The following is a 20964-nucleotide window of genomic DNA, read 5'->3' as shown; positions in this document are numbered from 1 at the left end:
TCATGTTCGACTGGAATGACGTGCGGTTTTTTCTCGAATTGCAGCGTAGTGGACGTTTGCTGACCGCTGCCCGGCGCTTGAACACCACCCACGCCACCGTTGCGCGGCACATCGAGGCCATCGAAAAGAGCCTCGGCACCGCGTTGTTCGTCCAGCATGCGCAGGGCTATGAGTTGACGCCGGCCGGCGAAGCGCTGCTCAAGCACGCCGAAGCCATGGAGAACGTCGCGCTGCTGGCCCAGGAGGAGATCACCCAATCCACGGCGCCGCTGGGCAAGATTCGCGTGGGTGTGACCGAGGGCCTGGGCATCATGTTCCTGGCCAGCCGCATGAATGGCCTGTTCGAGCGCTACCCGGGGCTGGAGGTCGAACTGGTGGCGGTGCCGCGCTTTGTCAGCATCCTCAACCGCGAGGCGGAAATCAGTATTCACCTCGAGCGCCCGGCCGCCGACATGCTGGTCACGCGCAAACTCACCGACTATCGACTGGCGCTGTACGCCAGCCAGGATTACCTCGACCGTTCGCCCGCGCTGCACAGCCGCGAAGACCTGGGCCGGCATGCATGGATCGGTTATGTCGACGACTTGCTGTTCAGCCAGGAACTGATGTTCCTCAACAGCTTCTGCCGTAATCCGCGTGTGGTCTTCCACAGCACCAGCGTCATCGCCCAGCATCAGGCTGCGCGCGCAGGCCTGGGGATCGCGGTGCTGCCGTGTTACATGGCCAGCGCCGACCCTGGCCTGGTGCCGTTGCTGCCGGACGAGAGCATCCAGCGCAGCTACTGGATCAGCACCCGCCGCGAACTGCACAAATCCGTGCGGTTGCGCGTGTTGTGGGATTACGTGGTGGAAATGTGTGAGCGGGAGCAGGACCTGTTGCAGGGGGCCGCCCGCGCCCCCGCGTAGTCGGCCCGCAAAACGTTCGCTAGGAAGCGCTGAGTGGCCGGGTATCTGGAATCGTCAGGGTCGCGCGCAATCCGCCTTCAGCCCGATTGGCCAGGGTGATGCGTCCGCCCAGCCGATGGGCAATGGTGTTGACGATCGTCAGCCCCAGTCCCGCGCCATGGGTGTTTCCGCGACTGTAGAAGCGTTCGAACACCCGTGCGTGGTCCGCTTCGTCGATGCCCGGTCCCTGATCCAGGACACTCAGGGCATAGAAACCCTCCGCCTGACTCAATTGCACGGTGATGACGCCGTGCTCGGGGGAAAAGTTCGCGGCGTTGGTGATCAGGTTGTTCAATGCGATATCGATGGCGGCGGCGTCGGCGAAGACTTTGCAGGGGCGGTCACTGGCTTCGAAGGCCAGTTCCAGATGTTTGCTCAGCAACCAGGGCGTGAGCTCGACCAGGCTGTCACGCACGCTTTCGGTCAGGTCGATAGCCTTCAGCGCCGGCGTCTGGGCTTGGGGTTCGAGGCGGGCCATGGTCAGTAACTGGTTGACCAGTCGGCTGGTCCGGTCGACGCCGGCGATCAGGAATGCCAGGGATTCGCGGCGCTCGTCTTCGGTTCTGGCTTCCATCAGGTTCTGCGCGTGCACCCGCAAGATCGCCAGGGGCGTGCGCATTTCATGGGCGGCATCGGCAATGAAGCGCCGCTCTCGTCCGAGTACTTCCTGAATCTGCGCCAGCATGCGGTTGAGGGCCGCCTGCATTGGTTCGAGTTCGCTCGGCAGGGGTGTCAGGTGCAACGGCTCCAGCGAGCCACTGTGACGAGCCCGCAGGGTCTGCGCCATATCGGCCAAGGGTTTGAGGCCCCAACCAATGGCCACCCAGACCATCGCCGCCAGCACCAGGCTGCCCACTATGTTCGGCCACAAGGTATGACTCACGATGCGATCCACCAGATCCGCGCGCACGTCGTCGCGCTCACCGACCCAGATCCGCAACTCGTTCTGTTTGTCTTCGAGCAGGAATGCGCGCCATTGGCGGTTGTTCAGGTCCACCACATCGCTGAAGCCTGGTGTGGAGGGCGGCGCGGTGAATGAAGGAGCACTGGCGGTGTGCACCAGCACTTCGCCCTTGCGGTTCCAGACCTGAAAGGCAATCTTGGTTTCATAGGGATGGCCATCGACCTTTGGCTCGGCTGCGCCCAGGGCCTGGTTGAACGCCTGATACAGTTCGGCGTGCTGCTTGCTGGCCAGTGGCATGCGCATTACGCCTTGCAGCAACCGCGCGTTCTGGGCCAGTTGCGCGTCATAGACTTCGGCGATTTCATGGTTGCTGTCATGCAGGTTGAGCACGCTGATCACGGCGATACCGGTGAGCATCAGGCCAATGATCAGCGTCAGGGTGCGACGCCGAATCGAAGTCATCGACGCTCCTCCACCAGATAACCGACCCCACGAATGGTGCGGATCAGATCGGTGGAGAACTTCTTGCGCAGGTGATGGATGTGCACTTCCAGGGTGTTGCTCTCGGCTTCTTCGTTCCAGCCGTACAGCAATTGCATCAGGTGATCGCGGGTGATCACCCGGCCGGGTGGCGAGAGCAGTTCGTGCAGCAGCTGGTATTCCTTGGGCGTCAGGGCTACCGGCTCGCCGTTGTAGCTGACTTGCTGGGTGCCAGGGTTCAGGCTGATGCCAGCGTGCTCGATCAGCACCTGGGCGCGGCCGGCGCTGCGCCGCAACAACGCCCGCAGGCGGGCCTTGAGCTCGGCCAGGTCAAAGGGCTTGATCAGGTAATCGTCGGCCCCGGCATCCAGCCCGGCAATGCGATCTTCGGTGGCGTCGCGGGCGGTGAGGATCAGCACCGGCAGGTTCGAGCCGCTGTCACGCAGCCGTCGCAGCACTTCGAGGCCGTCCATGCGCGGCAGGCCAAGGTCGAGCACCGCCAGGTCAAAGGATTCACTGAGCAGCGCATGCAAGGCGCTGTTGCCGTCCTGCAACCAATCCACCGTGTAGCCCTCACGGCTCAGGGCCTGATGGATGCCTTCGCCCAGGGCCACGTCATCTTCAACCAGTAATAAGCGCACACGGACTCCTGTCAGCCGAGTTTTTTATTGACGTCCACCAGTAAGGCTTCGATTTCCTTGCGACGACCGGCATCAGCGGTTTCGCGGCCCGCTCTGGGCGCCGCTTGCAGGGCTTTTTGCAAGGCTGCCCTGGCTTCGGTGTAACGCTTTTGACGGTAAAGGTGATCGCCCCAGAAGTACAGGCTGTCGATGCCATTGGGGTTGAGTTGCAACGCTGTTTTAAGCAATTGCTCGGCCTTGTCCGCGTCGCCGAAACCGATGGGCCAGCCGGGTACGCGGTCGTACAGCGCGCCAAGGCTGGTGTAGGCCGAACCTTGCAGCGCCTTGGGGTCCAGGGTCAGGGCCTTTTCCAGATCGGCTTTCGCCGCCTTGACCTTGCTCAGCGCGCCAAGCCCGCCCTGGGCACCGGCCCAACTGCTGTTGACGATCCCCGACCAGATCCAGGCCTCCGCCACGTTCTGGCGCTCCTGGGTGAAGGTCGCGGTCTGGGCGGCGAGTTTTTCGAACGCCGTCGTGCGTTGCCCCTCAGGCAGTTCGTATTGAATGTGCGCCCAGTTCTGCTGAATACTCACCAGCCGCTGTTCGTCAACGGCGTCCAGCGCCCAGGCGCTCTGGCTCAAGGCCCCCAGCAGCAGGTAGGCGGCTATCTTGTTCATGGTTCGAGATTCTCCTTGTCGGGTTTCTGACTCAAGTGGCGGATCAGCGGCAATTGTTTGCGCAGACCTCGGTCCACCAGGTTGGGCAGCAGACTGTTGAGGCGCACGAAGAAACGTTCCGGCCAGCCCAGGTACAGATCGCGACGGTCGCCGGCAATGGCGTGAATCACAGCGGCGGCCACGGTTTGCGGGTCGTCGACGCTGGACTTCAGGGCATCGTTGAGCGCCTGGGCCGCCGGGCTGTTCATGCTGGTGCGGGTGGCACGCGGGGCGACGTAGAGCACACTGACCCGGGTGTCCGCCAGTTCCCGGCGCAGGGCTTCGGAAAACCCGCGCAACGCGAACTTGGTGGCGCAATAGCTGGCGTAACCGGGGTAGCCGATGGACCCATAGGTGGAGCCGACGTTGACCACCATGGCGCTGGGGGCCTGCTTGAGCAGGGGCAGGAGGATTTTCGTCAGGCAGATCGGTGCACCGACATTCAGCGCGAGCATCGCGTTGATCTCGCTGTCCTCCAGTTGTTCGAGCATGGCGAAATGATTGACCCCGGCGGCGTTGATCAACAGGTTGATGCCTCCGATGCTTTCGGCCTCGGCCAGCACTTCACTACGGTCCGCCGCCGACGTCAGGTCCGCCGCGATCCAGCACAGGTTATCGGGATACCGCTCAAGCAGCGACTCCAAGGGTTGCCGATGCCGAGCCACGGCCAATACCCGGGCACCGCTGGCGCACAAGGCCGTGGCGATCGCCAGGCCGATGCCGCCGCTGGCACCGGTCAATACCACGCGAGCTTCAGACAGGCGCATGGACGTTCTCCCCGTCACGCGGCAAACCGCGGAACATGTCGGCGTAGAGCGTGTACACCACTTTGGAAGCATGAATGACCGCGGCCTGATCGTCCGGGTCGTCCAGCTTGTTCATCAAGCGACGGTAGGTCTGCATGTGTTCGATATCCAGGGCGCCGTGGGAACTGAGGTAGCTGAAAGCGCTTTCCGGCAAATCCAGCCGCTGGCGAATGCTGCCGGCGGCATGGGTGGCCAGGGCGATGCTGGTGCCTTCCAGCACGTTGACCATGCCGAACAGACCGACCGGGTTGTCCCGGGCAATCAGGTCGTAGAGAAAACCCACCATCAATTCGATGGGGAGGGAAGGGCGACCGTCGCGGACCGCGGATTTGTCGCCGCCGCAGGCTTCGATGTCGTTGAGCACCCATTGTTCGTGGCCGTACTCATCCTCGATGTACTCGCACACGGCCTGCCGCAGCCATTCCAGGCGCGAGGGCAGGCGCGCGCCGCAGGCCATCATCAATGGCACCGTGTGACGTACGTGGTAATAGGCTTGCGTCAGGAAGGCCCGGTAGCTTTCCAGGCTGACCTTGCCCTCCAGGGCATCGCGAATGACCGGGAGGTTGAACAGTTCGTGGCGTTCCTGGTGGGTGGCTTCTTGCAGGGTGTCGAAAAAACTCATGATGCGGTGTCCTCTGGAAACGCAGATTCGCTCAGTTGCGCCCGGTACTGCTCGACGATGGCGTCGCGACGGGGGCGGCCATTGGCGGTCAGCAGGCCATTGGCCGGGGTGAAGGGTTGATCCAGCCGGGTCCAGCGATGGACCTGGGCGTAGTCAGGCAAGGCCTCGTTGGCCTCGGCCACGGCGGCGGCCAGTTGCTCGTCCGGGCAGTCGGGGCGATGGGGCCAGAGCAGCGCATGGTTGTGTGGCATGGCTTCGCCGTAGACGAAGGCCTGGGCGATATGCCGCCGTTGAGTCAGCTCGGCCTCGACCCATTCGGGGTTCACATTGCGTCCGAAACTGGTGACGAACTGATGTTTCTTGCGCCCCTTGAGGTAGAGGTAACCCTCGGCGTCGAATTCGCCGAGATCGCCGCTGGGCCACCATTGATCGGTGTGCGGCGCGTCCCCCAGGTAGCCGAGCAGGGTCGCCCCCTTGATCAGCACTTCACCATCGTCGGCCAGGCGAATCTGCACATGGGGCAGGGGACGACCGACGCTGCCGGGCCGGCAGGCCTGCGGCCGGTTGAGGCAAACCACCGACGCGCACTCCGACAGGCCATAGCCTTCGTAGACCGGCAGGCCCACCCGTTGCGCCCGGTGCAGCAAATCTTCGGCAACCCGCGCGCCACCCACGGCGGCAAAGCGCAGGTGTTGCGGGTTGAAGCCTTTCTGCTCCGCAGCGCTGACCAACATCAACAACAGTTGCGGTACCAGAATCAGACTCTGCGGGGCGCGACTGGCCAGGAATCCCAGCAGGCGTGGCACATCGACGCCGCTGGCGCCTTGAATGCCCAGGGTTTTCTGGCTGGGCAGGCTCAGGGTCGCCCCGGCGTACAACGCGGCATAACAACCGATGTTTTCCAGCAGAATGGCCAGCGGCAGCAGGGCCAGATGATGCTGCGGATGGCTGGGCCGGCTGGCCAGCTCCAGTTCGCGGGCCACCTGCAGAATGCTCTCGGCACTGAGGCAGACGCCTTTCGGCGTGCCGGTGGTGCCGGAGGTGAACGTCAGCTTGGCGGTGCCTTCGGGCATCCGGTTGGGGCCCTTGAAGGTGCGGCGCCAGAATTCGCCGGTGTGCGCATAGCCGCTCGCTTGCAGCTCGCTTTCCAGCTCCGGGCCGGCGATCACGACCTCGGCCTGGCTCTGCTCCAGGCAATGGCTGCGTTGGGCGGCGCTGAAGAACGGCGGCAACGTCAGGCACGTCAGGCCTTCAAACAATGCGGCCAGGTCCCAGAGCATCGCTTCGACGCCATTGTCCAACGCCAATGCGACCACCTTGATATTCCCATCGCGCAGGCGCTGCCGGCGGGCCATCACCTCGGCGTACAGCGTGGCGTAGTCCAGCATCGATTGATCGCCCCACAAGGCGATGCCATGGGGCGTTTCTTCGGCATGGCGGCGCAGGATCCGGTCGAAACGTGCCGTTTCAGGCGACATGGATGAACCCCTCGATGGATGTCGGCAATCCCAGGCGACCGAACAGGCCGATATTGCGCAAATGAATGAAGCCGGCGCGGATATTGCCCACGTGCACCCAGGGCTTGCTCTCGTAATAGCTGCCCCAGCTGTACCGGTCGTCGCCCAGCCGCGCCGGGTCGGCGGCGCACAGGGTCACCGGTTTCAAACCGAGCCGGTGGAAGCTGTTGACCAGGCCGATGTTGCCAGTGAACGCCACCCATTCCAGGCCACCCATGGCCAGCAGGTATGTGATGGCGATGATGCTCATTCGTGCGCTGCCGGTGTCGCTGGCCGCCAGATTGCCCACTTCGACAATACCGGCCCGCTCCACCGGGCGATCAGCGGCGCCGCTGATCAGCGGGTCGATCGGTTCATCCAGATAACGCTCCAGAAACAACTCCCCGTCATCGGCCAGGCGTACGCCGGCCACGGCGCAGAGCTCTCCGGCGTCATTGCTCATGCCGAACAGTTCCGGCATGAAATGGCGGATATCGGCACCGTGGGCCTTGCGGAAACGTTGTTGGATATAGGTTTCAAAGCATTCGCGCTGGGGGTCATCCGGCAGCGCTCTGGCCAGACTCATCGGCGGCGTATCCGCTTGGCCGAACTGCAGAGGCAAAGGGATGTTCCAGTCGAAGTGGGGCATTGAATGGCGCCTCCCGGGAGTTTATGGGAGGAGTATCGGAAGCATTTCTTAACGGAGTCTGAAGGTGAGAAAAAAGTTAAATAACGTCGTCTTCAGGTTCGCTTAAGATTGCGCTGGCAGGGTGGCGCTCGATCTGGTGGCGCGAATGAGTCGCCAGCCTGGACTGACACTCACGAGGCCCACGATGACCCGCGATTCAACAACACAACGTTACGGAAAACTGTCGATAGCCATGCACTGGTTGATGCTGGCGCTGTTTGTCGGCGTCTATGCCTGCATCGAAATCAAGGGGTTCTTGCCCCGTGGTGGTACCGGGAGGAGTTTTTTTCTCGGGCTGCACGGTTTATTCGGTTTGAGTATTTTTGCCCTGGTCTGGATCCGTTTGCTTGGGCGGCTGTCCCCGCGCCCACCCATCATGCCGGCACCGCCCACCTGGCAGACCGGTGTTTCCCACTTGATGCACCTGGCGCTGTATGTGCTGATGATTGCCACGCCGGTACTGGCCTGGCTGATGCTGGCCGCTGGCGACAAGCCGATGCCCTATTTTGAGTTTGCCTTGCCGGCACCGGTGGCGGTCGATCCCGACCTGGCCAAACAGTTCAAGCACTGGCACGAGCAACTCGGAAACGCCGGCTACTGGTTGATCGGCTTGCACGCGGCGGCTGGTTTGTTCCACCACTATTGGGTCCAGGACAACACCCTGACGCGCATGCTGCCAGGCCGTTCCCGGGATTCGCTCAATCAGCGTCAACAGTAATTTCGAAGGCCGAACTCGCCAGCCGTTCGCCATTGATCAGCACATGCACCGCATGCCGGCCCGCGTAGTGCCGACGGGTGGTCAGTTCCTTGATGTGCTGGCCCCGGGCAATGGATTCGGTGGCCTTGCCGGGCAAGGTCAGGGCCTTGAGCTTGAAGACCTTGGTCGACGTGCTGCCGTTGGACTTGACGTAATCGATGGCGTAGTCGATCACCAGGCGCTGGCTGGCCTCCACCGTGGATCTGACGGCAAAGGACAGGGTGATTTTTTCCCCCAGGCCTATCACCGGCGGATTGACCTGTACGTCGAGGATCTCGACTTCAGGCTTGCCGCTGGCGCCGATGATCGCCAGCGCCCTTTGATTGCCCTGTTTGATCAGGCTGCGCAGCGCGTGCCTGGCGATCCATGCCGTGTGTTTGTTATCCAGCGACCAGCCTTCGATCAGGTCCAGCACCCACTGCGGGTGATCCTTGGTGATGTCGTTGAGGTGGTTGGCCACGGACTTGCGGACATACAGGCTGGGGTCGGCCTTGAGATTGTCGAGAATGGCGGCGGCCAGCCGTGGCTCGGCCTGGATCGACTCCAGGCGAAACGACCACGGCAAGCGTGGCCGGCAGCCTTCACTGGCCAGGCGTCGGACGTGTTCGTTGGCATCCAGCGACCAGTCATGCATCAGTTTGAGGGACCGCTCCAGATCGCGACGCAGGAAGTGCCGGATGGCGAACTCCGAGGAGCCGAAGGCGGTGAAGTACTTGAGCGCGTCCATGGACAGGTCGAATCGCTCGGTGCCGTAGGCTGCCACGTAATGCGGCAGGCACATGCTGACGAAACCGCTGTTCAGGCGCGGGGCGAGGGCGCGCAATAATGGCAGCGAGGCCTCGAAGTCCAGCGCCAGCACCGTGTGCAGGCATTCGCTGACGCGGGCCATGCGCTGCATCACCGACAGGTCCGCCAGACCGCTTTTGGCCAGCTTCAGGAAGGCCCTGGCATCGAACCGGGGATAGACCGCGGTCATCTCGGTGGCGATGTGCTGGAGGCGTTCGCTGTTGAAGATTTCCTTGAGGGCGGGGGAGGATGAATCAGCAGCCATTGTGGGTTCCTTTGTATTTGTTGTTTACCCAATACATCGGGTAATCGTTCTTCGCGAGCAGGCTCGCTCCCACAAGGCGCTTGCCAACGACACCTGTTCAATGTGGGAGCGAGCCTGCTCGCGAAGAGGCCCTCCAAGTCACTTCATTTCCTGGCCGCTTGCTCTTCCAGCTGATCCGACTCAAACAGCCGCGCCAGTTCCGCCCGTGCTTCCTGGGCCGTCTGCATGACTTTCGCCGCATCGTCGTACACCGCATGCTGGGCTTCGAGCACCTGTTCGTCATGGTGTTTGAAGCGCTTGATCCGCGCATCCGCCTGGGCCTGGGTCAATCCCAGCCCGATCAGGGTCTGGCGGCTCATTTCCAGGCTGGAATAAAAGGTCTCGCGCACCGCCAGGGCGTCGACGTCCATCAGCCGATGCACATGCTGACGGTTACGGGCGCGGGCGATGATTTTCATCTCCGGATAGAGCTTGCGCACCAGCTCGGCGGTCTTGATGTTGGTGTCCGGGTCGTCGGTGGCAATCACAAAGAACTCCGCTTCGCCGACTTTCGCGGCCTTGAGAATTTCCGGACGCATCGGGTCGCCGTAGAACACCGGTACACCGCCGAAGCTGCGGGACAGCTCGATGGTTTCCACCGAGGTGTCGAGGGCCACGAACTTGATGTTCTGGGCCCGCAGGATACGCGCAACGATCTGCCCCATGCGGCCCATGCCGGCGATGACCACCCGGGGCGCTTCGGTATCGATCTCGCGAAATTGCTCGGGGACCACCACCGGTTGCACCTTGGGGCTGACCAGGCGGGCGCACCCCAGTAACAGCAACGGCGTGAGCGCCATGGACAGGGTGATGGTCAGCACCAGCAAGTCATACAGGTGCGGTTCGAACAACCCTTGATCGCGGCCGATCTTGAACACCACGAAGGCGAATTCACCGCCCGCCGCCAGCACGATGCCGAGGCGAATCGCGCTGACCTTGCCCAGGCCGCCGGCCAGCCGCCCCACGACAAACAGCAACGGCAGCTTGATGGCAATCAGCAGCAGGGTCAGGCCCAGCACCACGGCGGGCGCGCTCAGCAGCAGACTCAGGTTCGCGCCCATGCCGACACTGATGAAAAACAGCCCCAGCAGCAGCCCCTTGAACGGTTCGATTTGCGCTTCCAGTTCATGACGGTATTCGGAGTCTGCCAGCAGCAGGCCGGCGAGAAAGGCGCCAAGGGCCATCGACACGCCCACCAGGTCCATCAACCATGCCGTGCCGATGACCACCAGCAGTGCGGTGGCGGTGGACACCTCCGGCAAACCGGTTTTCGCCACCACCCGGAATACCGGTCGCAGCAGATAACGTCCGCCGATCACCACGACTGCAATGCTGCCCAGTACCCGCAAGCCGTGATTGACATCGTCGGCGGCACTGGCGTTGTGATCGACGCCGGCCAGCAATGGCACCATGGCGATCAGCGGGATCGCGGCGATGTCCTGGAACAGCAGGATCGCAAACGCCAGGCGCCCGTGGGGGCTGGTCAGTTCCTTGCGCTCGGCCAGGCTTTGCAGACCAAACGCGGTGGATGACAAGGCCAGGCCGAGGCCCAGCACGATGGCGCTGTTGAGCGGCTGGCCGAACAAAAACAGCGCCACCACACCGATCACCGAGCCGGTCAACAACACCTGCGCCAGGCCGACGCCAAACACCGATTTGCGCATCACCCACAAGCGGCGCGGCGACAATTCAAGGCCGATGATGAACAGCAGCAACACCACGCCGAGTTCCGAGATGTGACTGACACTCTGCGGATTGCCGATCAGGCCCAGCACCGAAGGCCCGATGATCACCCCGGCAAACAGATAACCCAGCACCGCCCCCAGTTGCAGCCGCTTGGCCAGTGGCACGGTGAGCACCGCCGCGAACAGAAACACGACAGCGGCTTGCAACAGATTGCCTTCATGGGGCATGACGAAACTCCATTCACTCGGTACGGCAGGGGCGACAAGGATAAAGGCTGGGGTTGGCTGAGTCAGCCATGGGTTGGAACTCAGTTGTTACATTTTGCATTAGTTGGTTACATTCATAGAATAAGTGGATCAATCCGATTCCTCTGCGAGTGCAGACCATGGCCATCAATTTCGACCTCAACGACTTGCAGGCCTTTCGTGCCGTGGTTGAGCAGGGCAGCTTTCGCAAGGCTGCCGACACGGTGCGCATTTCCCAGCCGGCCCTGAGCCGGCGCATTGAAAAACTCGAGGATGCCCTGGGCGTGAGGCTCTTTGAACGCACCACGCGCAAGGTCAGCCTGACCCAGGCCGGACGCGGTTTCATGCCGAGCGTGGAGCGCCTGCTGGACGATCTGGACGTCGCGTTGCTGGGCATCAGCGAAGTCGCCTCGACGCGTCTGGGCCATGTCACCGTCGCTTGCGTGCCGTCGGCGGCGTACTACTTCATGCCGCGGGTCGTCGCTCATTACCATCGGCAATTTCCACGGATCAAAGTCAAAGTGCTGGATTCCAGCGCCCACGAAGTGCTGAGTGCGGTCGTCAACGGTGAAGCGGATTTCGGCCTGAGTTTCATGGGCACGCAGGAGGCCGAAGTGGATTTCGAGCCGCTGGTGCAGGAAAGTTATGTGGTGGCCTGTCGCCGTGACCATCCATTGGCCGGACGCAGCAGCGTGACGTGGAATGAGTTCTATCAGCAGGATTACATCTCGCTGGATAAAACCTCGGGCAACCGTTTTTTACTGGATCAGGCATTGACCCGGGTGGTGCCGCAGCGGCCGAGCATCTGCGAAACCCGACATGTGACGACCATGATCGGCCTGGTGGAGGCGGGGCTCGGTGTGGCGGCGGTGCCGCTGATGGCAATGCCGGCAGCGGATCACCCGATTCTGACGCAGGTGCCGCTGACCGACCCAAAGGTCATGCGCAGCGTCGGTTTGATCAAGCGCCGGGGCCGAACCCTGACCCCGGCTGCACTGGAACTGGAACGCCTGGTGGTGGAAATGAAAGTCCAGCCGCCGTCTGTCAGTGACTGACCGAATCCAGTCCGGTGGCTTTCACATCCGGCTGTGCCTGGGCTGATGCCAGATAGGCCAGCAGTGCTTTGGCTTCGGCCGGGTGTTGCGCCCCCACCGGAATGCCGGCAGCGAAACGGGTCACCGATTGCACTGACTCCGGAATCTTCGCGACAAAGCTCACCCCTGGCACTGGCAGCAATTCGCTCACCTGCTGAAAGCCCAGTTGATAGTCGCCGGTGGCCACCACGGAACCCACGGGTATTTTCGGGACCATGGTCGACTTGGGCTTGAGCTGGTCTTCAATGCCCAGGCGCTTGAACAGCTGCTGTTCAACGTAGACGCCGCTGGCGCTGTCGGAATAGGCCACGGATCTGGCGTCGAGCAAGGTCTTTTTCAGGCCGTCGATGGAACTGATGTCCGGCTTCGGCGCCCCTTCGCGCACCACCAGGCCGATTCGCGAGTCTGCCAGTTCGACCCGTGAAGCCGGGTCGACCTTGCCTTGCTTGATCAGGTCGTCGAGGGCGTAGCCGACCATGATCACGACATCGGCCTGTTCACCGCGCGCCAGGCGATTGGGGATCGCTTCCGGGGCTTTGCCCATCGATGGGCCAAGATCGGTATGGAGAGTGTTGCCGGTGGCTGCGGCGAATTTCGGGCCGAGGATCTTGTAGGCGGCAGTGAAACCGCCGGAGGTCATCACGCGGATCTCTTCAGCCTGGGCCATGGCATTCAGGCCCAGGCTGAGGAGCAGGCTCAGGGCCGTAACGTTGAATAGCTTTTTCATCGTGTGTGTTCTCGAAAAGGACGGGCTCAGGAAAGGGCGGGTTGCAGGCGACCGCTGGCGCGGCGATACAGGTACAACGTCGCGCACAACGCACAGAGCGCGGCGAAACTCATCCAGTAGCCGGGCGCAGCCTTGTCGCCGGTGTACTGAATCAGCAGGGTCGACATCGCCGGAGTGAATCCGCCAAACACGGCGGTGGCCAGGCTATACGCCAGGGAGAACCCGGCGACCCGCACGTGCACCGGCATGATTTCAGTCAGCGCCGGGATCATCGCGCCGTTGTACAAGCCATAAATGAACGACAACCACAGCAGCACCAGCAACATGTTGAGGAAGCTTGGTGCCTGTACCAGGTACGTCAGCGCCGGATAGGTGGTGGCCAATGCCAACAGGGCCATGGCGATCAGCACCGGGCGTCGGCCGATACGGTCGGACAACGCGCCGCCAATCGGCAGCCAGAAGAAGTTCGACACGCCTACCAGCAACGTCACCAGCAACGCATCGGATGTACTCAGGTGCAGTACGGTTTTGCCGAAGGTCGGCGCGTACACGGTGATCAGGTAAAACGCCGTGGTGGTCAAGGCGACCATCATCATGCCGGCGAATACGACCACCCAGTTCTGTGCGAGCGTACGCAATACCTCGCCCATGCCCGGACGGTGTTTACGAGCCGCGAACTCTTCGGTTTCTTCCAGGTTACGACGCAGCAGGAAGATGAACGGCACGATCATGCAGCCGACAAAAAACGGAATCCGCCAGCCCCAGTCGGCGACCATGGTTGGCGCCATCCATTGGTTCAGGCCGTAGCCCAGCGCGGCGGCGACCACGATTGCCACTTGCTGACTGGCTGATTGCCAACTGGTGAAAAACCCCTTGTTGCCGGGCGTGGCGATTTCCGAGAGATACACCGAGACGCCGCCCAGCTCCGCGCCCGCCGAAAACCCTTGCAGCAACCGTCCGATCAGGACGAGGGCCGGCGCGAACAGACCAATGGTTTCGTAGCCGGGCACCAGCACAATCAGGATCGTGCCGCTGGCCATGATCGACAAGGTCACGATCAGCCCTTTGCGCCGACCCACATCATCAATGTACGCACCCAGCAGCACCGCACCCAATGGACGCATCAAGAAGCCTGCGCCGAACACGGCAAAGGTCATCATCAAGGAAGCGAACTCGCTGCTGGCCGGGAAGAACACGGCCGCAATCTGCGTGGCATAGAAACCGAAAAGGAAAAAATCGAACTGTTCGAGGAAATTGCCCGAGGTGACCCGGAAAATGGCACTGGCGCGGGAGCGTCCGCGCGAAATTGAGGCTGTCATCGATAAGTACTCCACCGCTTTTATGACGTGCACTGCCTGTAGGCGGTGCACGGTTCTTATTGGGGCGGATAGTGGAACAGGGTGATTGATATGATAAGTGCGTTTTTGGCATGCATTGATGCGCAGGGCGGATCAATGCTTTCGGGCACTCACTCCACCCGGCTGTGGCTCAACGCCTGATCACCCAATCGGTACTGATTGTTCCCGCTGCGCTTGGCCGCATACATCGCCAGATCGGCAACGTGGATCAACCGGTCCATGCTCGGTGCATGGTCGGGGAACACGGCCACGCCCAGGCTGGTGCCGATATGGCGCTGGTCGTTGCCGATGGTGACGGGCGGGGAGAGTTCGACGAAGATTTTCTGACAGATGCTGCGCGCTTCGTCTTGCAGGCAGCGGCCCTGAGGCAACCCTTGAAGAATGACCACGAACTCATCGCCGCCGATGCGGGCGACGGTGTCGGTTGCGCGCAGGATCTTCTTGAGGCGGGTGGCGGTGGTAACCAGTACGCGGTCGCCGGCGGCGTGACCATAGTGGTCATTGATCGCCTTGAAGCCGTTGAGGTCGACGAACACCAGCGCCACCCGCGTATCGCTGACACGCGCCTGTTCCAGCGCTTCGGCCAGGCGCTCTTCGAGCACCAGCCGGTTGGGCAATCCCGTCAGCGGGTCAAAGTGCGCCAGGTGTCGCAGGTAATTGGCGGAAGCCTTTTCTTCGGTGATGTCGCGTACCACGCCCATCATCTTGATCGTTTCGTCCTGCTCGTTCTTCACCACGTTGCCGGTCTCGCGCAACCAGCGGATGGTGCCGTCGGGCCAGACCACGCGGTATTCCTCGTCGTGATTGTCACCGGTTTCCAGACAGCGCAACTCGCCGGCCCGGACCCTGACCCGGTCATCCGGATGCACACAGGCGCAGAACAAGGTGTAGGAGGGGGTCACTTCGCCGATCTTGAACCCGAACATGCCGTAGATCGCGTCTGACCAGTACAGCCTGTCAGTGTCGACATCCCAGTCCCAGGTGCCGATGCGGGCAAAGTACTGGCTGCGCTTGAAGCGCTCGGCGTCACCGTTCTGGTGGATGTTCTGCCCTTCGGAGAGGCGGTCGATCAGCGTGCGACATTCGCTCAGTTGCTTGCGTAATGTGCGCTCGCGCCACAGCAGCACGATGATCAACGTGAGTATTACCAGGCCAAGGGCAGCAGGGGTCGAAAAAAATATCATTCTGGGGTGGCCATCATGGCGATGTGAACCGTCCGGGGAGGTTTGTTTATCCTACTTCAGGACACTTCGGCAAACAGCTTTCAACGCCGTACCTGACGGCGGGAAGGGTTGCCAATCGAGCGCGGATCTGGGAAAACGGCGCCGGTCAGGCCCTTTTCGGGCGAGAGAGCATACGAGTGAATCCAATGAATGACGAGCTTCAGGTAATCGATCTGCAACCGGGTGACGGTAAAGCGGCCGTCAAAGGCGCATTGATCACCACCCAATACCGTGGATGGCTGGAAGACGGCACGGAATTCGATTCTTCCTACAGCCGGGGCAAGCCTTTCCAGTGCGTGATCGGCACCGGTCGCGTGATCAAGGGCTGGGATCAGGGCCTCATGGGCATGCAGGTCGGTGGCAAGCGCAAGTTGCTGGTACCGGCGCATCTGGCTTATGGCGAGCGGAGCATGGGCAAGATCACGCCGAACTCGAACCTGATTTTCGAGATTGAATTGCTTGAAGTGCTGACGCGTGATGATTGACCGCGATGGTCTGGAAAGGCCGATAGTGGCCATCGACGAATACGCCGCCGTTGAATGGCTGGACCGGTCTTATCGGCACTGGACCGGCGAAAACCTGCCGGCGCCAAACTCGCTGAAGGGCGCCGAACGCCTGCACTGGCTGCACGCCCACGCGCCTTACAGTCTGCTGGCCCATGGCAGCGAAGCCGATCCCTGCTTCTTTTACGCCAATGAACAGGCGCTCACCTGCTTCAAATACCCCCGCGAGCAGTTTTTGGGCATGCCATCGCGCTTCAGTGCCTCGCCGTTGGACCGGGCCATGCGCCAGACCCTGCTCGAACAAGTCAGCGCCCATGGCATCGCCCACGGGTACAGCGGTTATCGGGTGGACCGCCATGGCCATCCGTTCATGATTCACGAAGGCAAGGTCTGGACCCTGATTGACCGCGATGGCGTTCACCGTGGGCAGGCCGCGCTTTTCTGGCCGGATGCCGGGCGTGTGGGCCTGATCGATTGATCGATACAGCCGGTGGTACGAGCCGGCTCGTCACCGCGCCAATACACCTCTCTGAATAATTCTTGCGTCAACGCCTTGCCAACTCTCGGGCTATCGGTGACTATGCGCGCCAGATAGGGGTAGGGGGTATAGGTATGTCGCACATTCACGAACACAAAGATGACTTGCTCAAACGGGTGCGGCGCATTGCCGGCCAGGTCCAGGCCGTGGAGCGCGCGCTTGAGTCGGATGCCGATTGCGCCAAGACGTTGCACTTGGTCGCGGCCATCCGCGGGGCGGTCAACGGGTTGCTGGAACAGTTCATCGACGCCCACGCCCGTGAGCACGTCGCACATCCGGGACTCAGTGACGAAGCCCGTGCCGAAGGTCTGGAAGACTTGTTGCAAGCCATTCGTCGTTATTCGAAATAGAGATCTGTAACCATGACACTGACACCACAGGCTGCGCGCTTTTCTCACGACCATGTGTTTCTGGGCGCCTCCCATGACGACAATGCCCGCCGCACCCTATGGGTGGTGGTGCTGACGTTTGTAATGATGATCGGCGAAATTGCCGCCGGCTACATCACCGGTTCGATGGCGTTGCTGGCCGACGGCTTTCATATGGCAACCCATGCCGTAGCCCTGGGCATCGCCGCGGCGGCTTATGGCTTCGCTCGCCGACACGCCAACAACGCGCGTTACAGCTTTGGTACCGGCAAGGTCGGGGATCTGGCCGGGTTTGCCTCGGCCATGGTGCTGGGGCTGGTATCGATCGGCATTGCGGGTGAATCCATCCTGCGCCTGTTCCAGCCGACGACCGTGGCCTTCACCGAGGCGACAGTGATTGCGGTGGTGGGGCTGGTGGTGAACATCGTCAGTGCCTTCCTGCTGGCGGGCGATCACGGTCACCACGATCACGGGCACAGCCATGACCACGGCCATCATCACCATCATGACAACAACCTGCGCTCGGCTTACGTGCATGTACTGGCCGACGCCCTGACCTCGATCCTGGCGATTGCCGCCTTGCTGGCGGGGCGCTATCTGGGCTGGGTCTGGCTCGACCCGGCAATGGGGATTGTCGGCGCGATCGTGATTGCGAAATGGGCGCTCGGATTGATGCGCGACAGCGCCGCCGTTCTGCTGGACGCCACGGATGAGCATGTGGCTGAGGAGATTCGCGAGTTGCTTGAGTCTTCAGACGATGTGCGCATCAGCGACCTGCATGTCTGGCAGGTCGGCCCGCAGGCACGGGCGGCGATCGTCAGTGTCGTGGCGGCGGCGAACATCAGCGCCGACACCATCCGCGAACGCCTGGCGCCGGTGCATGAACTGTCCCACCTGACGGTAGAACTGCGCAGCGTTTAACCAGGTAACACGCGTTATCGTTAACGCCCATCGCCAGCAGGCTGGCTCCTACACAGGAGTCTACCCACGCACAGGTAGCGCGATACCTGTAGGAGCGAGCCTGCTCGCGATGGACTAAAGTGCGCCGCGTTTAACCAGGTTATACGCGTTATCGTTAACGCCCATCGCCAGCAGGCTGGCTCCTACAGGCGGCGGTGCCAGGCTTAGGTGACGCGATACCTGTAGGAGCGAGCCTGCTCGCGATGGACTCAAATACGCCGCGTTTAACCAGGCCACACGCGTTATCGTTAACACCCATCGCCAGCAGGCTGGCTCCCACAGGGCGGCGCGTGTGCCAGCAAATAACGAGTTCGAGCGTTAGCTCGCCTTGTCGAACGAAACACGCAAAACACGCTTAAAACAAAGCCCCCCATCGGCAGGCCGATGGGGGGCTTTTGTGCATCTGGCGTCGGGTCAGACCTTGACGATCCAGCCTGCTGGCGCTTCGATGTCGCCGGTTTGCACGCCGGTCAACTCTTTGTAGAGCTTCTGGGTGATCGGGCCGACTTCGGTTTCGCTGTGGAACACATGCAGGTGGTCGTTGTAGCTGATGCCGCCGATCGGCGTGATCACCGCAGCAGTACCGCAGGCACCGGCTTCCTTGAAGTCCGACAGCTTGTCGATGAACACGTCGCCTTCGACAACTTCCAGGCCCAGGCGGGTTTTCGCCAGTTCGATCAGCGACAGACGGGTGATGCCCGGCAGCACGGATGGCGAGTTCGGGGTCACGAACTTGTTGTCGTGGGTGATCCCGAAGAAGTTGGCCGAACCGACTTCCTCGATCTTCTTGTGGGTCATTGGGTCCAGATAGATCGCGTCGGCGAAATGCGCCTTCTTGGCCTGGGAGCCCGGCATCAGGCTGGCCGCGTAGTTGCCACCGACCTTGGCCGCACCGGTACCTTGCGGGGCGGCGCGGTCGTAGCTGGAGATCAGGAAGTTATGCGGGGTCAGGCCACCCTTGAAGTAGGCGCCTACCGGGATGCAGAAGATCGAGAAGATGAACTCGGGTGCGGTACGCACGCCGATGTTGTCGCCGACGCCGATCACGAACGGACGCAGGTAAAGCGCGCCGCCGGTGCCGTAAGGCGGAATGAAACGCTCGTTGGCGCGAACCACTTCCTTGCACGCTTCGATGAACTGCTCGGTGGACACGTGCGGCATCAGCAGGCGGGCGCAGCTGCGTTGCATGCGCGCGGCGTTCTGGTCCGGACGGAACAGGTTGATCGAGCCGTCCTTGCAACGATAGGCCTTCAGGCCTTCGAAGCATTGCTGGCCATAGTGAAGGGCCGTGGAGCCTTCGCTGATGTGCAGCACGTTGTCTTCGGTCAGGGTGCCTTTGTCCCACTCGCCATTACGCCAGTGCGACAGATAGCGCTTGTCGGTCTTGATGTAGTCAAAACCCAGCTTGTCCCAATTGATGCTCTCGTTACCCATGACACCCTCTATCACTTAACAACCGCCGAAACGGTTCAAGGCTTCTGACGTTTTTCCGGATGGGCACAACAATACTTCATTCCGGGCCGGTTTCGCAGCCCGGACGATGGGGGGATAGGCAAAAATCGAAGCTTGCTTATTAAACTCCCATTGTTCTCGCATGTTTCACCCCCTTTTTGTGGCGAGGGAGCTTGCTCCCGCTCCAGTGCGCAGCACTGGTAAAACCTGCCACTGTGGTGCATCAGATGTTCCGCAGTGGCAGGTTTGGGGTCGCTTCGCAGCCCAGCGGGAGCAAGCTCCCTCGCCACAGGGGGCGCATTTACAAATGCAACGCATGCCCCAGCGCCCGCAATGCCGCTTCCTGCACTGCCTCGCCCAGCGTCGGGTGCGCATGAATCGTGCCGCCGATGTCCTCCAGTTGCGCGCCCATCTCCAGGCTTTGCGCAAAGGCCGTGGACAACTCGGACACCCCGACGCCTACCGCCTGCCAACCGACAATCACATGATTGTCGCGACGGGCGACCACGCGCACGAAGCCGCTTTTCGACTCCAGGGTCATTGCCCGGCCATTGGCAGCGAACGGGAAGCTGGAAACGATGCAGTCCAGTCCGGCAGCCTTGGCTTCGTCCGGCGTCTGGCCGACCACCACCAATTCCGGGTCGGTGAAGCACACCGCAGCGATGGCCGTCGGGTTGAACTCACGGGATTTGCCGCTGATCAGTTCGGCGACCATCTCGCCCTGGGCCATGGCCCGGTGCGCGAGCATCGGTTCGCCGCTGAGGTCGCCGATGGCGTAGACGTTACGCATGCTGGTCTGGCAGCGGTTGTCGATCTTGATCGACGAGCCGTTCATCGCCAGGTCCAGCGCTTCAAGGTTCCAGCCCTGGGTGTTCGGCTTGCGGCCGACGGCCACCAGTACCTGATCGGTTTCCAGGTTCAGGGTGTCGCCGTTGGGGGCCAGAACTTGCAGGGTATTTGCTTTGGAATCAAAGCCTTGAACGCTGTGCTTCAAGTAAAGCTTCACGCCGAGCTTTTTCAGTTCTTCGTGCACCGGCTGGGTCAGTTCGGCGTCGTAGGCCGGCAGAATCCGCTCCTGCGCCTCGACCACGCTGACCTCGGCACCGAGCTTGCGGTAGGCAATGCCCAGCTCCAGGCCGATGTAACCGCCACCGACCACAATCAGCCGTTTCGGTATCGATTTCGGTGCCAGGGCTTCGGTGGACGAAATGATCGGCCCGCCAATCGGCAGCATCGGCAGGTTAACGCTCTTCGAACCCGTGGCCAGCACCAGGTGCTCACATTGAATGCGGGTGTCGCCGACTTCGACGGTCTTGCCGTCGATGACCTTGGCCCAGCCTTGAATGACCTGGACCTTGTTCTTTTTCAGCAGCGCGGCGACGCCGGTGGTCAGGCGATCAACGATGCCGTCTTTCCACTCGACGCTCTTGCCGATGTCCAGGGTCGGCGCCGACACGCTGATGCCCAGGGCCGAATGCTGGCTGTGCTGTTGAGTCTGGTGAAACTGCTCGGCGACGTGGATCAGTGCCTTGGATGGAATGCAGCCGATGTTCAGGCAGGTGCCACCCAGGGATTGCCCTTCTACCAGAATGGTGGCAATGCCCAACTGGCCGGCACGGATCGCCGTCACGTAACCGCCGGGACCGCCGCCGATGATCAGCAGCGTGGTGTTCAGAGTTTGCATGAC

21 protein-coding genes are annotated in these 20964 nt (G+C 61.8%); 7 read left to right on the top strand and 14 right to left on the bottom strand.

What is annotated here, in order from left to right; all coding sequences use genetic code 11:
• The first annotated feature begins 2 nt into the window (after positions 1-2).
• Positions 3-905, top strand: coding sequence for a LysR family transcriptional regulator (locus ACVWYU_RS06315; RefSeq protein ID WP_457372242.1), 903 nt, complete (start codon positions 3-5; stop codon positions 903-905).
• Between the two features lie 19 nt (positions 906-924).
• Here ACVWYU_RS06315 and ACVWYU_RS06310 read toward each other — a convergent pair whose 3' ends face one another.
• The 7 genes from ACVWYU_RS06310 to ACVWYU_RS06280 are packed head-to-tail and all read right to left on the bottom strand — an operon-like array spanning position 925 to position 7237.
• Complete coding sequence (locus ACVWYU_RS06310; protein ID WP_457372241.1) at positions 925-2310, bottom strand: ATP-binding protein; 1386 nt, start codon at positions 2308-2310, stop codon at positions 925-927.
• Positions 2307-2969: a response regulator gene (locus ACVWYU_RS06305; RefSeq protein ID WP_090320518.1), complete on the bottom strand. Its 663-nt coding sequence runs from the start codon at positions 2967-2969 to the stop codon at positions 2307-2309. The genes ACVWYU_RS06310 and ACVWYU_RS06305 overlap by 4 nt, the downstream gene beginning before the upstream one ends.
• 11 nt (positions 2970-2980) lie before the next feature.
• Positions 2981-3625: a tetratricopeptide repeat protein gene (locus tag ACVWYU_RS06300; RefSeq protein ID WP_457372240.1), complete on the bottom strand. Its 645-nt coding sequence runs from the start codon at positions 3623-3625 to the stop codon at positions 2981-2983.
• Positions 3622-4431 (bottom strand): SDR family oxidoreductase, encoded by an 810-nt coding sequence (locus ACVWYU_RS06295; protein ID WP_090320524.1) that lies wholly within the window; start codon positions 4429-4431, stop codon positions 3622-3624. Before ACVWYU_RS06295 ends, ACVWYU_RS06300 begins: the two co-directional genes overlap by 4 nt.
• Entirely contained in the window at positions 4418-5092 is a 675-nt protein-coding gene (locus ACVWYU_RS06290) for a TenA family transcriptional regulator (RefSeq protein WP_457372239.1), read from the bottom strand. The genes ACVWYU_RS06295 and ACVWYU_RS06290 overlap by 14 nt, the downstream gene beginning before the upstream one ends.
• A complete protein-coding gene (locus ACVWYU_RS06285) occupies positions 5089-6570 on the bottom strand; it encodes an AMP-binding protein (RefSeq protein WP_457372238.1) in 1482 nt (493 codons plus the stop codon). Before ACVWYU_RS06285 ends, ACVWYU_RS06290 begins: the two co-directional genes overlap by 4 nt.
• A complete protein-coding gene (locus tag ACVWYU_RS06280) occupies positions 6560-7237 on the bottom strand; it encodes a thermostable hemolysin (protein WP_457372237.1) in 678 nt (225 codons plus the stop codon). Before ACVWYU_RS06280 ends, ACVWYU_RS06285 begins: the two co-directional genes overlap by 11 nt.
• Positions 7238-7421: 184 nt before the next feature.
• Here ACVWYU_RS06280 and ACVWYU_RS06275 point away from each other — a divergent pair, with 184 nt between their 5' ends.
• A complete protein-coding gene (locus tag ACVWYU_RS06275) occupies positions 7422-7994 on the top strand; it encodes a cytochrome b (RefSeq protein WP_090320536.1) in 573 nt (190 codons plus the stop codon).
• Here the strand turns inward: ACVWYU_RS06275 and ACVWYU_RS06270 are convergent.
• Together ACVWYU_RS06270 and ACVWYU_RS06265 are read right to left on the bottom strand one after the other, a co-directional pair.
• The gene (locus ACVWYU_RS06270) at positions 7975-9084 is read right to left on the bottom strand and encodes a DNA alkylation repair protein (protein WP_457372236.1); all 1110 of its coding nucleotides are present in this window, start codon (positions 9082-9084) and stop codon (positions 7975-7977) included. The two genes, ACVWYU_RS06275 and ACVWYU_RS06270, sit on opposite strands and share 20 nt — an antisense overlap.
• Positions 9085-9227: 143 nt before the next feature.
• The gene (locus ACVWYU_RS06265; RefSeq protein ID WP_090320542.1) at positions 9228-11036 is read right to left on the bottom strand and encodes a monovalent cation:proton antiporter-2 (CPA2) family protein; all 1809 of its coding nucleotides are present in this window, start codon (positions 11034-11036) and stop codon (positions 9228-9230) included.
• Between the two features lie 158 nt (positions 11037-11194).
• Here ACVWYU_RS06265 and ACVWYU_RS06260 point away from each other — a divergent pair, with 158 nt between their 5' ends.
• Positions 11195-12109, top strand: coding sequence for a LysR family transcriptional regulator (locus ACVWYU_RS06260; RefSeq protein ID WP_457372235.1), 915 nt, complete (start codon positions 11195-11197; stop codon positions 12107-12109).
• On the opposite strand, the gene ACVWYU_RS06255 is transcribed toward ACVWYU_RS06260, so the two are convergent.
• The 3 genes from ACVWYU_RS06255 to ACVWYU_RS06245 form a co-directional block, all read right to left on the bottom strand.
• A complete protein-coding gene (locus tag ACVWYU_RS06255; protein ID WP_457372234.1) occupies positions 12099-12875 on the bottom strand; it encodes a substrate-binding domain-containing protein in 777 nt (258 codons plus the stop codon). The genes ACVWYU_RS06260 and ACVWYU_RS06255 overlap by 11 nt on opposite strands.
• A 26-nt stretch (positions 12876-12901) precedes the next feature.
• Entirely contained in the window at positions 12902-14194 is a 1293-nt protein-coding gene (gene tcuC / locus ACVWYU_RS06250; RefSeq protein WP_457372233.1) for a tricarballylate/proton symporter TcuC, read from the bottom strand.
• Between the two features lie 149 nt (positions 14195-14343).
• Positions 14344-15417, bottom strand: coding sequence for a diguanylate cyclase domain-containing protein (locus ACVWYU_RS06245; protein WP_457372232.1), 1074 nt, complete (start codon positions 15415-15417; stop codon positions 14344-14346).
• A gap of 185 nt (positions 15418-15602) precedes the next feature.
• Here ACVWYU_RS06245 and ACVWYU_RS06240 point away from each other — a divergent pair, with 185 nt between their 5' ends.
• The 4 genes from ACVWYU_RS06240 to dmeF all read left to right on the top strand — a co-directional run bounded on the left by ACVWYU_RS06240 (position 15603) and on the right by dmeF (position 17786).
• Positions 15603-15941 (top strand): FKBP-type peptidyl-prolyl cis-trans isomerase, encoded by a 339-nt coding sequence (locus ACVWYU_RS06240; RefSeq protein ID WP_090320571.1) that lies wholly within the window; start codon positions 15603-15605, stop codon positions 15939-15941.
• Positions 15934-16437 carry an MEKHLA domain-containing protein gene (locus tag ACVWYU_RS06235; RefSeq protein WP_247258034.1) on the top strand — a complete coding sequence of 168 codons (504 nt, stop codon included), beginning with the start codon at positions 15934-15936 and terminating at the stop codon, positions 16435-16437. The genes ACVWYU_RS06240 and ACVWYU_RS06235 overlap by 8 nt, the downstream gene beginning before the upstream one ends.
• A 134-nt stretch (positions 16438-16571) precedes the next feature.
• The gene (locus ACVWYU_RS06230; protein WP_047528162.1) at positions 16572-16847 is read left to right on the top strand and encodes a metal/formaldehyde-sensitive transcriptional repressor; all 276 of its coding nucleotides are present in this window, start codon (positions 16572-16574) and stop codon (positions 16845-16847) included.
• 12 nt (positions 16848-16859) lie between these two features.
• Positions 16860-17786, top strand: coding sequence for a CDF family Co(II)/Ni(II) efflux transporter DmeF (dmeF, locus tag ACVWYU_RS06225; protein ID WP_248916586.1), 927 nt, complete (start codon positions 16860-16862; stop codon positions 17784-17786).
• Positions 17787-18239: 453 nt separating this feature from the next.
• On the opposite strand, the gene ACVWYU_RS06220 is transcribed toward dmeF, so the two are convergent.
• Both ACVWYU_RS06220 and lpdA read right to left on the bottom strand, forming a co-directional pair.
• Complete coding sequence (locus ACVWYU_RS06220; protein ID WP_090320577.1) at positions 18240-19259, bottom strand: branched-chain amino acid aminotransferase; 1020 nt, start codon at positions 19257-19259, stop codon at positions 18240-18242.
• A 319-nt stretch (positions 19260-19578) separates the two neighbouring features.
• Complete coding sequence (lpdA, locus tag ACVWYU_RS06215) at positions 19579-20961, bottom strand: dihydrolipoyl dehydrogenase (RefSeq protein WP_390956386.1); 1383 nt, start codon at positions 20959-20961, stop codon at positions 19579-19581.
• Positions 20962-20964 lie beyond the last annotated feature (3 nt).

The sequence above is a fragment of the Pseudomonas sp. TE12234 genome, assembly GCF_054061835.1.
Note: the sequence above shows the minus strand (reverse complement) of the source record. Positions and strands in the feature narration are given on the sequence as shown.

Excerpts from the sequence above, each read along its gene's own strand:
- ACVWYU_RS06315 (WP_457372242.1), top strand. The coding sequence starts at position 3 with ATGTTCGACTGGAATGACGTGCGGTTTTTTCTCGAATTGCAGCGTAGT.
- ACVWYU_RS06310 (WP_457372241.1), bottom strand. The coding sequence starts at position 2,310 with ATGACTTCGATTCGGCGTCGCACCCTGACGCTGATCATTGGCCTGATG.
- ACVWYU_RS06300 (WP_457372240.1), bottom strand. The coding sequence starts at position 3,625 with ATGAACAAGATAGCCGCCTACCTGCTGCTGGGGGCCTTGAGCCAGAGC.
- ACVWYU_RS06295 (WP_090320524.1), bottom strand. The coding sequence starts at position 4,431 with ATGCGCCTGTCTGAAGCTCGCGTGGTATTGACCGGTGCCAGCGGCGGC.
- ACVWYU_RS06290 (WP_457372239.1), bottom strand. The coding sequence starts at position 5,092 with ATGAGTTTTTTCGACACCCTGCAAGAAGCCACCCACCAGGAACGCCAC.
- ACVWYU_RS06285 (WP_457372238.1), bottom strand. The coding sequence starts at position 6,570 with ATGTCGCCTGAAACGGCACGTTTCGACCGGATCCTGCGCCGCCATGCC.
- ACVWYU_RS06280 (WP_457372237.1), bottom strand. The coding sequence starts at position 7,237 with ATGCCCCACTTCGACTGGAACATCCCTTTGCCTCTGCAGTTCGGCCAA.
- ACVWYU_RS06275 (WP_090320536.1), top strand. The coding sequence starts at position 7,422 with ATGACCCGCGATTCAACAACACAACGTTACGGAAAACTGTCGATAGCC.
- ACVWYU_RS06270 (WP_457372236.1), bottom strand. The coding sequence starts at position 9,084 with ATGGCTGCTGATTCATCCTCCCCCGCCCTCAAGGAAATCTTCAACAGC.
- ACVWYU_RS06265 (WP_090320542.1), bottom strand. The coding sequence starts at position 11,036 with ATGCCCCATGAAGGCAATCTGTTGCAAGCCGCTGTCGTGTTTCTGTTC.
- ACVWYU_RS06260 (WP_457372235.1), top strand. The coding sequence starts at position 11,195 with ATGGCCATCAATTTCGACCTCAACGACTTGCAGGCCTTTCGTGCCGTG.
- ACVWYU_RS06255 (WP_457372234.1), bottom strand. The coding sequence starts at position 12,875 with ATGAAAAAGCTATTCAACGTTACGGCCCTGAGCCTGCTCCTCAGCCTG.
- tcuC (WP_457372233.1), bottom strand. The coding sequence starts at position 14,194 with ATGACAGCCTCAATTTCGCGCGGACGCTCCCGCGCCAGTGCCATTTTC.
- ACVWYU_RS06245 (WP_457372232.1), bottom strand. The coding sequence starts at position 15,417 with ATGATATTTTTTTCGACCCCTGCTGCCCTTGGCCTGGTAATACTCACG.
- ACVWYU_RS06240 (WP_090320571.1), top strand. The coding sequence starts at position 15,603 with ATGAATGACGAGCTTCAGGTAATCGATCTGCAACCGGGTGACGGTAAA.
- ACVWYU_RS06235 (WP_247258034.1), top strand. The coding sequence starts at position 15,934 with ATGATTGACCGCGATGGTCTGGAAAGGCCGATAGTGGCCATCGACGAA.
- ACVWYU_RS06230 (WP_047528162.1), top strand. The coding sequence starts at position 16,572 with ATGTCGCACATTCACGAACACAAAGATGACTTGCTCAAACGGGTGCGG.
- dmeF (WP_248916586.1), top strand. The coding sequence starts at position 16,860 with ATGACACTGACACCACAGGCTGCGCGCTTTTCTCACGACCATGTGTTT.
- ACVWYU_RS06220 (WP_090320577.1), bottom strand. The coding sequence starts at position 19,259 with ATGGGTAACGAGAGCATCAATTGGGACAAGCTGGGTTTTGACTACATC.
- lpdA (WP_390956386.1), bottom strand. The coding sequence starts at position 20,961 with ATGCAAACTCTGAACACCACGCTGCTGATCATCGGCGGCGGTCCCGGC.